At 49.3% G+C, this 15,289-nt stretch carries 13 protein-coding genes; 5 read left to right on the top strand and 8 right to left on the bottom strand.

The genetic code is table 11. From position 1 onward, the window contains the following. Positions 1 to 214 precede the first annotated feature (214 nt). Together AC6R1A_RS02730 and AC6R1A_RS02725 are read left to right on the top strand one after the other, a co-directional pair. Entirely contained in the window at positions 215 to 529 is a 315-nt protein-coding gene (locus tag AC6R1A_RS02730) for a DUF496 family protein (RefSeq protein WP_334551816.1), read from the top strand. A gap of 300 nt (positions 530 to 829) precedes the next feature. After that, a complete protein-coding gene (locus AC6R1A_RS02725; protein WP_334551815.1) occupies positions 830 to 1,087 on the top strand; it encodes a YgjV family protein in 258 nt (85 codons plus the stop codon). A gap of 50 nt (positions 1,088 to 1,137) precedes the next feature. On the opposite strand, the gene glpK is transcribed toward AC6R1A_RS02725, so the two are convergent. Both glpK and AC6R1A_RS02715 read right to left on the bottom strand, forming a co-directional pair. Next, positions 1,138 to 2,661 carry a glycerol kinase GlpK gene (gene glpK, locus AC6R1A_RS02720; protein WP_487902892.1) on the bottom strand — a complete coding sequence of 508 codons (1,524 nt, stop codon included), beginning with the start codon at positions 2,659 to 2,661 and terminating at the stop codon, positions 1,138 to 1,140. Positions 2,662 to 2,920: 259 nt separating this feature from the next. Further along, positions 2,921 to 3,544, bottom strand: coding sequence for an OmpA family protein (locus tag AC6R1A_RS02715; RefSeq protein ID WP_487902891.1), 624 nt, complete (start codon positions 3,542 to 3,544; stop codon positions 2,921 to 2,923). Between the two features lie 274 nt (positions 3,545 to 3,818). Here AC6R1A_RS02715 and AC6R1A_RS02710 point away from each other — a divergent pair, with 274 nt between their 5' ends. Beyond that, complete coding sequence (locus AC6R1A_RS02710; protein ID WP_500628310.1) at positions 3,819 to 4,439, top strand: thiol:disulfide interchange protein DsbA/DsbL; 621 nt, start codon at positions 3,819 to 3,821, stop codon at positions 4,437 to 4,439. Between the two features lie 18 nt (positions 4,440 to 4,457). Beyond that, complete coding sequence (gene bamJ / locus AC6R1A_RS02705) at positions 4,458 to 4,931, top strand: BamJ family beta-barrel-assembly machinery protein (protein ID WP_500628311.1); 474 nt, start codon at positions 4,458 to 4,460, stop codon at positions 4,929 to 4,931. 87 nt (positions 4,932 to 5,018) lie between these two features. Here bamJ and AC6R1A_RS02700 read toward each other — a convergent pair whose 3' ends face one another. The 4 genes from AC6R1A_RS02700 to nrdD all read right to left on the bottom strand — a co-directional run bounded on the left by AC6R1A_RS02700 (position 5,019) and on the right by nrdD (position 9,797). Beyond that, complete coding sequence (locus AC6R1A_RS02700) at positions 5,019 to 5,699, bottom strand: putative ATP-dependent zinc protease (protein WP_500634041.1); 681 nt, start codon at positions 5,697 to 5,699, stop codon at positions 5,019 to 5,021. Positions 5,700 to 5,772: 73 nt separating this feature from the next. Next, positions 5,773 to 6,954, bottom strand: coding sequence for an amino acid aminotransferase (locus tag AC6R1A_RS02695; RefSeq protein ID WP_500625286.1), 1,182 nt, complete (start codon positions 6,952 to 6,954; stop codon positions 5,773 to 5,775). 150 nt (positions 6,955 to 7,104) lie between these two features. After that, positions 7,105 to 7,575, bottom strand: a complete 471-nt coding sequence (gene nrdG / locus AC6R1A_RS02690; RefSeq protein WP_500634042.1) for an anaerobic ribonucleoside-triphosphate reductase-activating protein — start codon at positions 7,573 to 7,575, stop codon at positions 7,105 to 7,107. A 101-nt stretch (positions 7,576 to 7,676) separates the two neighbouring features. After that, positions 7,677 to 9,797, bottom strand: coding sequence for an anaerobic ribonucleoside-triphosphate reductase (gene nrdD / locus AC6R1A_RS02685; RefSeq protein WP_500634043.1), 2,121 nt, complete (start codon positions 9,795 to 9,797; stop codon positions 7,677 to 7,679). A gap of 297 nt (positions 9,798 to 10,094) precedes the next feature. On the opposite strand from nrdD, the gene AC6R1A_RS02680 reads away from it, so the two are divergent. Beyond that, positions 10,095 to 10,997 carry an endonuclease/exonuclease/phosphatase family protein gene (locus AC6R1A_RS02680; protein ID WP_500634044.1) on the top strand — a complete coding sequence of 301 codons (903 nt, stop codon included), beginning with the start codon at positions 10,095 to 10,097 and terminating at the stop codon, positions 10,995 to 10,997. A gap of 31 nt (positions 10,998 to 11,028) precedes the next feature. Here the strand turns inward: AC6R1A_RS02680 and AC6R1A_RS02675 are convergent, their stop codons facing one another. Beyond that, positions 11,029 to 14,184: an efflux RND transporter permease subunit gene (locus tag AC6R1A_RS02675; protein WP_500634045.1), complete on the bottom strand. Its 3,156-nt coding sequence runs from the start codon at positions 14,182 to 14,184 to the stop codon at positions 11,029 to 11,031. Positions 14,185 to 14,202: 18 nt separating this feature from the next. Next, positions 14,203 to 15,249, bottom strand: coding sequence for an efflux RND transporter periplasmic adaptor subunit (locus tag AC6R1A_RS02670; RefSeq protein WP_500634046.1), 1,047 nt, complete (start codon positions 15,247 to 15,249; stop codon positions 14,203 to 14,205). Between the last annotated feature and the right edge of the window lie 40 nt (positions 15,250 to 15,289).

The following is a 15,289-nucleotide window of genomic DNA, read 5'->3' as shown; positions in this document are numbered from 1 at the left end:
CACATAGTGAATGTTGAAAACAATCCAGTTTGAAGAGGTTCCCTGATAATAGCCTGAACTTTCCTATGGGCTCAATCACTGCGTTGCTCTTGCCCAGAGTGACCGGCGATAAAAGCGTCAACATGCTGTAATGATTGATCTAAAGACTATTCACCTGCGACATGATGTGATTTAATCGTGTCAGTCTTTATGAGAATTAGGAAAGGAACCTACTATGAGTGGTGTATTTGAAATCGTAGCTCAGGCTCGTCGTAAAAATAAACTCAAGCGTGAACTTCTAGACAACGAAAAGAAAGTTCGTGATAACCAGAAACGTGTCGATTTGCTCGATAACCTACTGGATTACATCAAGCCAACCATGAGCACCGAAGAAATCACGCAGATCATCAAAAACATGAAAGCGGATTACGAAGATCGCGTCGATGACCACATCATCAAAAGTGCTGAAATTTCAAAAGAACGCCGTGAAATCAGCCGCCGTATTCGCGAACTTACTGAAGAAGATAAAGTGGCACAAGGGAAGAAATAACCCTCAGCGTCATTTTACCGCTTATCGAGCCCGCATCAACTGCGGGCTTTTTTAGTCTCAAAGACTTTGACGTTCAACACAAATCGTTATTTTCCTTTGTCTCTTGACGTAAAACGTTTGCGTAATCGCTAACCTTCTCCGTTACGCAAATTGAGGGTTTCGTCACACATTTCTCCCTGCTATAGTCCACCACAGTTAATCAACTGACCATTCGAGGCACGGAGCTTCCTCACTTATCTCATGACGAGAAGAATTGGGTCGGGCACAGACACTGCCTAGATACATTATGAGGGTCAAATTATGGACATGAATATGGTTGAAATTTTGGGTTACGCGGCGTCTATCATGGTCGCAATCTCACTTACCATGAAAGATATCGTTAAACTTCGCATTCTAAACTTCGTTGGTTGTGGTTTATTCACCGCTTACGGCTTGATGATTGATGCGTGGCCAGTGGTGGTCACCAACGGTTTCATCGCTTGTGTGAACGTCTACTTCCTTGCCAAAATGCAAAGCGAAAAAAAAAGCAGCGCTGAAAAAGTAACGAGCGCCGCTTAATTCTGATTTAATTAGACAGACGCCCTCGCTCACTGTAGCGAGGGCGTTTTTTATTCGTCGTCGTCCTCTTCATGCAATGCAGCCCACGCCTGCGCAGCGCTGACGGCGCGCTTCCACCCTTTGTATCGACGTTGGCGTTTCTCTTCATCATGATGTGGCGTAAACTGGCGATCGATTTCTGCTTTGTTACTCAACTCATCCAAGCTGTCCCAAAAACCGACTTCTAGCCCGGCAAGATACGCCGCCCCAAGCGCAGTGACTTCGGTGACCTTGGGTCTCATCACATCCACATCCAACACATCGGCTTGGAATTGCATCAGGAAGTTATTCGCCACTGCGCCGCCATCAACACGCAACGCTTCGAGTTTGATGCCAGAATCACTTTGCATCGCGTCAATCACATCACGGGTTTGATAAGCAATGCCTTCCAACGTCGCACGGATAATGTGATTCGCGCTGGTCCCACGCGTCAGTCCGACGATGGTGCCTCGCGCATACGCATCCCAATACGGTGCGCCCAAACCGGTGAATGCAGGCACGACATACACTCCGTTTGAGGTCGCCACTTTGGTTGCGAAGTATTCAGAATCTTTCGCATCAGAGAGCAGCTTAAGCTCATCTCTCAGCCACTGAATCGATGCTCCCCCCATAAATACCGCACCTTCTAGCGCATAACTGGGCTCCCCCCTCGGGCCGCAAGCGAGCGTCGTCAGCAGTCCATTATGCGAGGTCACTTTTTCGTTGCCGGTATTCATCAACAAGAAGCAGCCCGTGCCGTAAGTATTTTTCGCTTGGCCCGCACTCACACACATCTGGCCAAACAACGCAGCTTGCTGGTCGCCTGCGATCCCAGCAATCGGAATTCGCGTACCGCCTTTGCCGCCGATGTTCGTTTGACCAAACAACGCTGACGAATTTTTCACTTCCGGCATCATGGAACGCGGGATGTCCAATTCGTCGAGCATGCGCTGATCCCACTCTAGGGTGTTGATGTTAAACAACAAGGTACGTGAGGCGTTGGTATAGTCGGTTGCATGCACTCGACCCTGTGTCATTTTCCACACGAGCCAGGTATCCACCGTACCAAACAGCAGTTTTCCCTGTTGCGCCAGTTGACGTGCGCCTTCGACGTTGTCGAGAATCCATTTCACCTTAGTGCCCGAGAAGTAAGGGTCAAGCAAAAGCCCTGTGGTATCACGAATGTAATCCGACAATCCACGCTCTTGTAACTGCTCACAAATCTTCGCGGTGCGACGACACTGCCAAACAATCGCGTTATAAATCGGTTTCCCCGTCTCTTTGTTCCAGACAATAGTGGTTTCACGCTGGTTAGTGATACCGATCGCCGCCACCTGGTCGCTGCGAATACCGCTTTTGGTCAGCGCTTCAATCAATGTTGAGCTTTGCGTGGCATAGATCTCCATCGGGTCGTGCTCTACCCAGCCGCCATGCGGGTAAATCTGAGTGAATTCACGTTGGGAGACACTGACAATATTGGCATCGTGGTCGAGTACCACCGTTCTTGAGCTCGTCGTGCCTTGATCGAGAGCGACGATGTACTTTTGCTCCGTCATAGTAGGGTCCTTTACTTTCTTTTTGTCTTATGAGGTCATTGTGCACAAAGCAAGAACACAGAAAAGCATCGACCGCCACAAATGAGCGTTCGAACACAAAATGTTAGAAAGTTTTCGCCAGATTGTTGCTGAAATCGCGGAGAGCAAGCCACAGTTGCAACTCTGAGGCCTAAGTAGAACTTTCGAACGAACAAAAAGCCTGACAAACGTCAGGCTCATGGTTGGTCAGTGTGAGATAACGTGTGGTGGGGATCACCCGCTAGTTATTTGAAACGATAAAGAGCACTTCCACTCGTCGATTGCAGGCTTTGCCAGACGGGGTGTTATTACTACAGGCTGGCACATGTTCTCCATAGCCGCGCGTGAAAATAGAGTTCATGGATACGTTGTTGCGCGCCAGTTGCGCTTTTACGGCTTGTGCTCGCTTGACGGAGAGTTGATCATTGAAAGACGCATTGCCTGTACTATCGGCGTGCCCGTCAATCACGATGTCGATGTCGGGTTGTTTCGATAAGTAACGCCCCACCATATCGACCCAATATAAAGAATCCGGTGATAAGTTCGATGAGCCAGTGCGGAACTTGATCGTATCTTTAAGTTTGACCATCACATGATTCCCCGGAAGAATTTCGTAATCGACACCATTGCTGACTAAAAAGCTCTGTAAGTCCCCATAGCTTTGAGTGCGCTGTTGCCCCATCGGGCCTTGTACACCAGCGTTTGATGATAACATCGGCGCATTACCCCAATCTGGATAACGCAATTCAGAGTCGCTTTGCGGAGCGGTATCCAACATATCTCCGCCTAGTCGAGCAAACTCCTTGGGAATAGAGGCACTGCATCCAGACAGGAGTAACAGTAGAGGCAAAATGTATTTTGTCATGGTCGTCATCACTCGTTACTTCTCAACACTCTCTTTATATCGACCATTTTGCGCGAACTTTAGCGCTTCTCTCGTGACCAAACGCATATTTCTTACCACCCTATAGACTTTAAGGGTGGTTGCTCGTCCACCTACTTAGCTTGTGAATCAAGGCTTATCGATAGTAGAATCGAAACACATTCCACGCTCAGCGCGAATTCAATGATAAACCAATGAGTTAAATCGAGTTGGTGTCACGTTAAACGATAAGCCTGCGCATACAGAGATAGTCATAATGAACAAACTCCTTACTCTGACACTCGTCATACTGACATTTGGCTTAGCCGGATGCAGTGAGTCAACCGAGCCCACCGAAGGCAAACACTACGAACCACTCCCCGTTAACCTCTCCACCTTCCGAGTGGAACCCGTTATTGAAGTGTTCTCTCTACATTGTAGTCACTGCCGTAAAATGGAAGAGGCGCTACCTGAACTTGAACAATTGGTCGGCCAGTCGTTTGGCAAGGTCCACGTCACGTTCAATGAAAGCGCACAAGTGGGAGCGATGATTTACTACTCCGCGCAAATGCAGCTTGGTCATACACCGGATCACGCAATGATGACGGAACTGTTTGCCGCTGCGCAAATGGGGGACGGCGCATCGTTAGATGACAAGAAGCAAGCGATTGATGCTGCGTTTGAAACTCGCAACTTAACCAGCCCTTACAATCTCGATAATGATCAGCAAAGTCAGCTGTTTAAAAAGATTGAACGCGCGCATGAGATGACGACTCAAGGGCAGATCAATGCGGTGCCAATGTTCATCGTCAAAGGCAAGTATCGCATCCTTACCTCTGCGCACAGCGATATTGCCGACATTGCCAATACGATCCAATTCTTACTTGCTCAACCTTAACTCTGACAGGACGTTATTATGTCTAAAATTATCATTCCTATCGTTATCGTGGTTCTCGCTGTGTTTTTCGTCTATCGTACTTGGACGAACGGCAAAGCGGCCGAAGCTAACCTTGCTGCTGGTGAGGCATTTTTGGCTGATAATGGCCAAAAGGAAGGCGTTATCACCACCGACAGTGGCCTTCAATACCAAGTACTCACGAAAGGTGAAGGGACGGTATTCCCTACGATGGCAAGCACAGTAAAAGTGCACTACCACGGTAGCTTGATTGACGGCACGGTATTCGACAGCTCTGTCGAGCGTGGAGAGCCTATCAGCTTTAAACTTGGTCAAGTGATCAAAGGGTGGCAAGAAGGACTGACTTACATGAACGTCGGTGACAAAGTAAGACTGTTTATTCCAAGCACATTAGCGTACGGAAAAAGCGGCACTGGCCCTATCCCACCCGCAGCGACACTCATTTTTGACGTTGAATTGCTGGCCATTGACTAAGGCAAGGTCATCTAACCGAGTTTCTTGTGATAATCCATAAAAAAGCCGCTAAGCGGCTTTTTTTTTTCAGCTGACAAACAGAGCGTCTTACTTGTGTTTGTCTTGAATAAACGTACGGCTGACATCAACAACGGCAATGTCTTTAAAGAAGCTACGACCAAGAAGTATTGGGTAGGTCAAGTGCGTTCTGTCGGCTAATGTGAACTCTGTTTTTTCCTTCACATCACCGATTTGAATCCAACCCTCAACCACTGCGCGCTTTTCAGACTCTTCAGAAGTGGATTGGCGAATTTTCACCCAGCGCTGAACAGGCAAAGCGATTTCTTTGCTTTTTACACCCTCGTGTTCAATTTTGAACTTGACCCAATCCTTTCCGTCACGCTCAAACGGCAACACCTCTACCGCACTGATTGATGACGTTGTCGCCCCAGTATCGATACGCGCTTTAAAGCTCGCTTCTAGTCCGGGCACATACACCCACTCTTGTTCACCAAGCATCAACTTACCATCCGCCGTTTTCTTCGGCGATTCTGTCGGCTTAGGTGCCACTGGTTTTTCCGGTTTAGGCTCAGGTTTGACCTCAGGCTCTTGTGGTGCAGTCGGCTCTGGCTCCGAGGTGTCTGGTGACGTCACCTCTGGCGTTGTCACTTCCGGCTCCTGCGTTTGTGGCGTTTGCTCAGGCTCAACCACTGATTCACCCGTCGTTGAACACGCCACCAATCCACCACTCAATAGTAACGGCAGGACGATTTTCCATGTTTTATTCATTGGACCACCTAATCTTGTCAACATGGCCGCTCATCTTGAGCGGCACTCGCGAGTTTTCAATACGCAGATGTCTTTACGCGACACGAACGATAGCGTTGGCAACGTATGGGATGTCTTTTTCCGTCAAACCGGCAATGTTAATTCGACCATCGCCTACGCCATAAATGCCATATTCTTCACGAAGTTGCGTCATTTGCTCTTGGCTAAAGCCTAGCACAGTGAACATGCCTTTGTGGCTCTGAATAAAGTCGAATTGTGATGTTCCGTGGCTATTTTTCAGTTCATCACACAATGCTTTGCGTAGGCTAACCAAACGTTGTTGCATCTGTGACAGCTCTTGTTTCCAGACTTGGGTCAGCGCGTCACTGCCCAAAATGGTTTTCACTAGCGCCGCGCCATGATCAGGCGGCATGGTGTAAGTGGAACGCGCGAGGGTCATCAACTTGCCTTTGGCGTTGTCCGCTTCCTGCTTAGTGTTTGCAACCACAATCGCCGCTCCCGTGCGCTCACGGTATAGGCCAAAGTTTTTCGAGCATGACGTGGTGATCAACATCTCTTCCACGTTGTCTGCCATGTAGCGAAGACCTTTCGCGTCTTCCTCTAACCCATCGCCAAAACCTTGATAAGCGATATCGACAAACGGGGTAAAACCATTTTTCTGCGACAGCTGGGTGATGGCCTGCCATGCGTCAAAATCGATGTCAGCACCCGTTGGGTTATGGCAACAGCCGTGCAATAACACGACGTCATCTTTTCCAGCGGTGCGCAGATCCGCCATCATCGCATCAACGTCGACTTGCTTAGTGTCACGGCTAAAATAGCGGTAGTGACGTACTTTCAGCCCCGCCGCTTCCATCACAGGTTTGTGATTCACATAACTTGGATCAGAAATCCATATTGTTGTATTTGGCTGCGCCACCTTCATCAGGTCACCCAGCATACGCAGAGCACCGCTCGCACCTGGGGTTTGAATAGCAGACACGCGATCCATTGCCGATGTGCCCGTCAACAGCAGATCAATCATCGACTGGTTAAACTGCTCACAGCCCGCAAGGCCAACGTAAGATTTGGTGGTTTGCGTCGCGACGACAATATCTTGGGCTTGTTTAATGGCTTGCATTACAGGGGTTTCACCTGCGCTGTTTTTATAAACACCAATGCCAAGGTCTACTTTTTCATCACGAGGATCGTTGCGGTACGCAACAGAGAGAGAAAGAATCGGATCCAGCATAGGTGCTGGTAATTGAGAAAACATGAAAGTCACAACCCTTTGAAATTCAAGATGGCTGACAACTTATCATTTAATCCTACTTTCTAGAAACTATTTTGTGAGCGAGAGTTCAATTTCATCGATTGCTTTTGTAAATTTTCACATACAGTTAACAATGAGCCCTACCCCAAGGTATTACTGCAATTTGAACGTGTGGATGATTTGATTCGCGCTACCTCGCCATTCAAGATTAAGATCGCGCTGCTCTTGAATGAATTTGCCATCGATTAAGGTATCAATGTACTGCGTCACTTCACGCTGCGCATCATCAAGCTCTGCTAGGGTATACCCCGTCCAGACCCAGATGTCTTTTCCCGGGCATTCGGCGCGTACGCGTTTAACCAACTTAAGGATGTGCGGCACGTTAGCAGGGTGGAGCGGATCCCCACCGGACAGCGATAACCCACGGCGCTTGATACGTGGATCGTTAAGATCAGCGATGATTCTATCTTCCGCTTCTTGAGTGAACAACACTCCTGAGTCCAAACGCTGAGTAGACTGATTGTAGCAGCCTCGACACTGATGCACGCAACCTGAGACAAACAAGGTGCATCGGGTGCCAGGGCCATTAACCACATCGATGGGGTAATATTGGTGATAATTCATCGCTCTTTCCAAAACAAAAGCCGCTAACTAAACACGAAACAAAGCAGAGGACAAAAGAAGCCAGTCAAACTGGCTACTTATTAGCTTGTCTAGGTGACCACTTACAGATGCTTAACGCGTCGTTTTACTTCTTCTTGCTTGCCGAAGTTGAAAGGTCTGGCGTCTGGGCTACCAAGATAACCACACACGCGGCGCGTCACTGACACTTTGGTCGAGTCGTGGTTGCCACAGCTTGGGCAGGTAAAGCCTTTGCTGGTACAGTCGAACTCACCGTTGTAGCCACACTCATAACACTCATCAATCGGCGTGTTGGTGCCGTAGTAAGGCACGCGGCTGTAGCTGTAATCCCAGACGTTTTCGAGCGCTTCGACGTTGCGCTGCATATTCGGGAACTCACCGTAACAGATGAATCCACCGCTTGAGATTTCAGGGTATGGCATTTCAAAATCAATTTTATCGTACGGGTTAACCTTCTTCTCCACATCAAGGTGGAAGCTATTGGTGTAGTAGCCTTTATCCGTCACCCCTTCAATCACACCGTACTCTTTGGTATCGATTCGGCAGAAACGGCTGCACAAGTTTTCACTAGGTGTGCCGTATAAGCTGTAACCGTAGCCAGACTCTTGTGTCCACTGATTCACTGCTTGTCTGAGATGCTTAATGATGTTAAGCGCTTTTTCACGCAGTTCACTGTTATCGTAAACATGGGTTTGATGGCCAAAGAGCGCGTTCACTGTCTCGTGGATACCAATGTAACCAAGTGAAATCGAGGCACGGCCGTTTTTGAAGATGTTCGCAATTGGCTCATCGGCACCTAGTCGGATGCCACATGCCCCTTCCATGTAGAGGATAGGTGCGACGCGCGCTTTGACATTCTCTAAACGTGAGATGCGTGTTTCCAACGCACGGCGTGCCAGTTTCAGCTTGGCATCCAGCAGTTGGTAGAATTTGCTCTCATCGCCGCCCGCTTGAATAGCGATGCGTGGCAAGTTGAGGCTCACAACCCCCAAGTTATTGCGCCCTTCATGAATCAGCTCGCCATTTTCTTCATAGGTGCCCAAGAAGCTACGACAACCCATCGGCGTTTTAAATGACCCTGTCACTTCGACAACTTTTTCGTAGTTCAAGATGTCGGGGTACATACGCTTCGATGCACATTCCAACGCCAATTGCTTGATGTCGTAGTTCGGATCGCCCGCTTTGTGGTTTAGACCGTCTTTAATGCCAAATACCAATTTGGGGAACACCGCTGTTTTGCGGTTTTTGCCCAAACCAGCAATGCGATTCTTCAAGATGGATTGTTGGATAAGGCGTGAGCCCCAACTGGTGCCTAAACCAAAACCAAAGGTGACAAACGGCGTTTGACCATTAGCGGTGTGCAGGGTGTTCACTTCATATTCCAACGATTGGAAAGCGTCGTAACACTCTTTTTCAGTGCGCGCACGCGCAAACGCCTCAGGATCATGAATATCCCACTCTTTGGCGATCTCTAGGTGCTTGTCATAACTCGTCATCACATACGGTTCGAGCACCTCATCAATACGGTTGATGGTAGTGCCGCCATAGATATGACTGGCAACCTGCGCGATGATTTGCGCCGTAACTGCGGTCGCCGTCGAGATCGATTTCGGTGTATCAATCTCTGCGTTACCCATTTTAAAACCGTGGGTCAGCATGCCTTGCAGGTCAATTAGCATGCAGTTGAACATTGGGAAGAACGGCGCGTAATCTAAATCGTGGTAGTGAATGTCGCCCGATTCATGAGCTTGAACAACATCACGGGGTAAAATGTGGGTTTTCGCGTAGTGCTTCGCAACAATGCCTGCCAAAAGATCGCGCTGAGTTGGGATCACCTTGCCATCTTTGTTGGCGTTTTCGTTGATGAGATCAACATTGCTCTCTTCAATCAGACCTTCAATTTCACGCGTCAGTGCACTTTGTTTTTCACGCGCGATGTCACGGTCATGGCGGTACTCAATGTAAGCACGCGCGAGTGACTTATACGGCCCCTGCATCAACTCGTTTTCAACTAGGGTTTGGATTTCATGGATGTGGACTTCATCGTGATCGCATAATTGCAGCTCGATCGCTAACGCGACATTGAGTGCGTAGATGGCAATTTCTTTATCAACGGTATCGGCGGCGGCTTCCACTGCGGCTTGTATACGATCTCGGCTAAATGGCGCTCTTGAGCCATCCCGTTTGATTACGATTGGTTTCACCTTTTCTCCTTACCCAGCATACTCACAGAGTTATCCACAAACACACTGTATAGGGTTAATTTCTATTCGATCAATACTATATATTGTGGCGTATTTAACGAGATAGGCACCATGAAAGTATTGATTTTGATCAATAAAAAACGCCCCTAGCGTAAGATCAAAGCGTTCTAGTGGCACCGATCAAAATTAGGAAGGAAACGATGAAAACATTCAGATTTGAGATAAATTCGCTTGCAATTTTCAGAGCACTTATAGGATAAAGGATGAGTCAAATTCATGGATAGGGTGACGCTAACAATGCGCGATTGGACCGCCTCTTTTCTCTCACTCAGAGCTTACGTGCTACTTGTCGCCTTGGTTGGTTCCATCGGCTCAAGTCATGCTCTGACGTTAGCCAGTTGGAATATTGAGTGGCTTAGCTCTGACCCTAGCGATCGCTTTGAAGCGTCACTGCGTTCTGCGCAAGATTTCGACGCTTTAGGTCGTTATTTTGCCCAAATCGATCCCGACGTGCTCGCCTTTCAAGAGGTCAATGATGAACAAGCGCTGCGCAGCGTTGTGGGTTCGGGCTATCAAATCTGGTTGTCGGATCGCTCGTTAGAGCGCCATCAAGACGCCCAGTTTGGTGCGATTAACCAATATACAGGGTTTGCGGTGAGAGCGGGTATAGAGGTCGTTCAACGTGACGACATCATACTGGTGGACCAAGCTCGCAGCCGACTGCGCTTTGCCGCTTATCTGGTGCTTAACCCGCAAGGCCATCAACCCCTGCACCTTCTTTCGGTGCATTTAAAAGCCGGTTGCAGCGGCGCGTATCGTGATAATCGAGATTGTCGCCTTCTTTACACTCAAGGTGAGAGCTTAAACGCGTGGATCAGTGAACGTGAAGCAAACCAAGAGGCTTACCTCATCATGGGCGACTTTAACCATAATCTAGCGTTTAAAGGCGACTGGCTTTGGCGCACCTTGACAGAGGGCACCAAAGCGCAATTGGCGAGCGATCGTACCGCAGCGCAATGCGTCGTGCGCTCTAACAAACAAACGAATAAAACCCATAAGTTTCGCAGCCTAATTGACCATGTCATCGCCAGCCCATCGCTTACTCTGGCCATGCCTTATCAAGTCACCTATAAAACGAGTGACCTCTTCCAATATCGTCTTAGCGATCATTGTCCGATGGTCACTCGCATTATCGACTAATTTTGGTTATCCCCTTGGCTTTAAATAGTCGTTAGCGAGCAAAGCGATGTTTCATCGCAACGTAGTACAGCACGGGGATCACCAACAACGTTAAGATGGTAGAAACGAAGATCCCGAAAATCAAACTAATGGCGAGACCATTAAAAATCGGGTCATCGAGAATGAACACCGCGCCAATCATCGCAGCCAGTGCGGTTAACATGATGGGTTTAGCGCGAACCGCCGCCGATTGAATCACCGCTTCTGCAAACTCAACGCCCTCTTCGACCTGTTGATTAATAAAGTCCACCAAGAGTATCGAATTACGTACGATGATGCCTGCTAGCGCAATCATGCCAATCATAGAGGTCGCGGTAAATTGCGCGCCGAGCAATGCATGACCTGGCATCACACCGATGATGGTCAGTGGAATCGGCGCCATAATGATCAGCGGTACCAAATAGGATTTAAACTGCGCCACTACCAATAAGTAGATCAGAATCATACCAACACCATAAGCAATGCCCATATCGCGGAAGGTTTCGTAGGTAATGGTCCACTCGCCATCCCAACGCACTGACACGCCATTAAGTCCATCAGGTTGCGCGACGTAGTATTGCTCTAGGGTCATCGCCTCATCCAACTTACCGACTAAGTCGAACATGCCGTACAGCGGGCTATCCAACTCGCCAGCCATATCGGCGACCACCATCACCATAGGCACCATGTTTTTTCGTACTATATAGGCTTCCATTGGCAACACGTTGACGCTCACGAGATCCGAGAGCGGAAACGCTTGACCATTTTGGCTGCCGACCTTCATGTTCAGCACTTGCTCTAAGCGCACTTTAGCCTCTTCACTGGCTTGAATCATAATGGGCACTGGGTATTTACTGTGCTCGCTGTGCAGATAAGTCACAGGCTTGCCACCCACCGCCGTTGCCAGCGCATCGACTATCGACGCATACGGCACTTGATAATGCGCGGCCTTACTTCGATCAATCGCCACCTGCCATTTTTGGTGATGTTCGGGCAGATACATGTCAACATCAACGATGTCCTCTGTCTCACGGAAAATTGCTCGTATCTGCTGTGCGGCTTGATGACGCATGGCATCGGTTGGCGCGTAGACTTCTGCCAATATCGGTGACCAAACCGGTGGCCCCGGCGGCACTTCAACCACTTTAACTTTGCCCCCAAAGCGCGATGCAATCTCATTGAGCACTGGGCGCACCTCACCAGCAATGGTGTGGCTATCTCGGTCACGATCTTTCCTATCCACCAAATTCACTTGAATATCGCCTTGATTCGGTTGATTGCGCATAAAGTAGTGACGAACCAAGCCATTAAAGTTGATAGGCGCCGCCGTACCCGCATAGACTTGATAGCCAGTGACTTCAGGCACCTCATCGAGCGCTTGTCCAAGTTCAAACAGTACGCGCTGCGTCCGCTCTAGCGGCTCACCCTCTGGCATATCCAGCACTACTTGAAACTCGGATTTGTTGTCAAAAGGCAGCATCTTCAACACCACCGATTGCACCACTGGCAGCAGTACCGAACCAGCAATCAGCGCCAATATCGCCAACAATAACAACCAACGATTGCGACGCTGTGCTCTGGCGGTGACAAAAGGGGCCATAATGCGATGAAACAGTGATGAGCTCGCACCGGTAGCGTCTTCGTGATGGGCGTGTTTGAGTAGATGATGCGCTAGCCAAGGTGAGAGCACAAAGGCGACCGCCAGTGAAATCAACATCCCCATAGACGCATTGATTGGAATTGGGCTCATGTATGGCCCCATCAATCCGCTCACAAACGCCATCGGCAGCAATGCCGCGATCACGGTTAAGGTTGCTAAGATGGTCGGTCCACCGACTTCATCGACGGCGACGGGGATCAATTCATCGAGTGATTTTTTGCCCATCGACATATGGCGGTGAATGTTTTCCACCACCACAATCGCGTCATCGACCAAAATACCGATTGAGAATATCAGGGCGAACAGTGACACGCGATTGAGGGTAAATCCCCAAGCCCAAGACGCAAACAACGTGATCATCAAGGTCACCACAATGGCGATTCCGACCACGATAGCTTCACGCCAACCCATGGTCAGCAAGACCAGAATCACCACCGCCGCCGTGGCGAACGCCAGTTTGCCAATCAACGTATTGCTTTTGTCCGCCGCGGTTTTACCGTAGTCACGTGTTATTTCAACCTTAATGCCTTCGGGAATCAGTTGATTCTTAAGTGCGTCTAAACGCGCTTCAACGGCTTTCGCGACGTTGACTGCATTCTCACCGCTTTTTTTTGCCACCGCGAGCGTGACTGCGGGATGCAAGCCCTCTTTTGAGCTCGTCCACACCTGCTGCGTCGGCGTGTTAGTGCCTAAGCTAACCGTAGCAATATCTTCTAAATAGACGGGGGTTTGGTTATACAACCCGACCACTAGCTGTTTCACCTCTTCAACGCGTGAAAGAAACTGGCCGACTTGGACTGGAAACTGTTGGTTTTCATGGGTTAAGCTCAGCATGGGTGAGCTTTGATTCGCGGCGGGCAAATGCTGATTGAGCTGATCCAAGGTGATATTAAAACTGTTCATCTTTACAGGGTCTAAACGCACGTCAACAATGGTCTCGTGAATGCCAACTGTATAGATGTCTCGTGTCCCTTCAATGCGTTTAAGCTCAGTTTCTAAGCCGTGTGCTACCTGAGTTAACTGCTGCTGATCAAGCTGCGCCGATGGGCTGGATAAGGTGATACTGACGATCGGCACATCCTCAATCCCTTTGGGTTTAATGACGGGCTCACCGACACCCACGCCCTGCGGCATCCAATCTTTATTGGAATAGAGTTTATTATAAATGCGTACCACAGCGTCATTACGGCTGACGCCAACATCAAAGATCGCGACGATCATCGCGCCATCGGGCTGCGAGAAGGAGTAGATTTTATCAATACCCTGAATTTCAGAAATGATCTGTTCTGCGGGTGTGGTGACTAGGCTCTCCACTTCTGCGGGCGTTGCGCCGGGGAAGGGAATATACACATCCGCGAAGGTGACATCGATTTGCGGCTCTTCTTCTTTGGGAGTGATGATAACCGCAAACAGGCCCATCAATAAGCCCACCAACGCCAACAATGGCGTCATGGCTGAGTTTTGAAATGCTGCGGCAATACGGCCTGAGATCCCTAGCTTATGTTCCATGCGACTTTCCCCCTGCCCTTATTGCTGCTGGCTTAATGTTGGCAGGGTCGCGTAGATCGCGTCTCCCTCTTCCAACCCAGACAGCACCTCAACGTACTCACCCACTTGTTGACCTAAACGCACTGGGTTAAGTACCGGTCCGTTCTCACTTTGACGGTAAACCGCACTTAACTCGCCTCGGCGTATTACCGCCTCATTGGGAATCATTTGTATCACGCGTTCACCGAAGCGAAACTCAGTTTTCACCCACATGCCCGGCACCAAGGCGCTCGCATTAGCAGGCAAATCTTTGCTGTCGGGTAAATCCAAACGAATTTTGAAGGTGTGAGACGTGGTGTCGGCATAGCTGAACAAGTTATAGGAGGTGGGCGCGACGCGCTCGCCATTGGGTGCCATCACATCAAATTGAGAGACATCCTTAACAAGCGGTTGATAGCGCTGAGGAATTTGCGTTTCAACGCGCAGGCGATCTAAAGAGAAGCCACTGAGTAGTGGCGACCCTGGCGCAACGGTTTCACCCAGTTCGACATGACGCGCTGTGACCACGCCGTCATAAGGCGCTTGAATACTGGTGTAGCCAAGGGACTCTTTTGCCTGAGCGACACTTGCTTGCGCCGCTTTCACTGACGCCGCAGTGCTGCGCGCACGCGCTTCTGCTCTGTCCATTTGATCTTGAGAAATCGCCCCTTTCGGGAAGAGTTGACGATACCGGGCAACCTGAGCTTGCGCCTCACGATTAAGCGCAATCGCACTAGCCAGTTGTGCATTGGCGGCATCGAGCGAGGCCGATTGTTGCACCGCGCTGATTTCAAGCAACACTTGCCCTTGTTTAACGACATCATTGACATCAACGTGCAGGCTAACAACTCGCCCAGACGTCTGAGCGGCGACGGTTCCTTGATTGAAGGGTTGAATCACGCCATCTAAATGGACACTCTGCGCCATCGGAGCGCGTGTGACCGTGTACAAGGTGTCATTCTGGTTAGCCATGCTCACATAAGAAAAGCCCATCAGGCTCACGGCCAGTGCAGACGTGACTACAGAGAGTTGAAATGTCCTTTTCATGATCGCCGCTCCTTTTTTTGAGGGGTTATGTATCAGTGTA

This window comes from Vibrio sp. R10-SG3-ISO3, from assembly GCF_059834225.1.
This window is presented reverse-complemented; position numbering and strand designations above follow the sequence as displayed.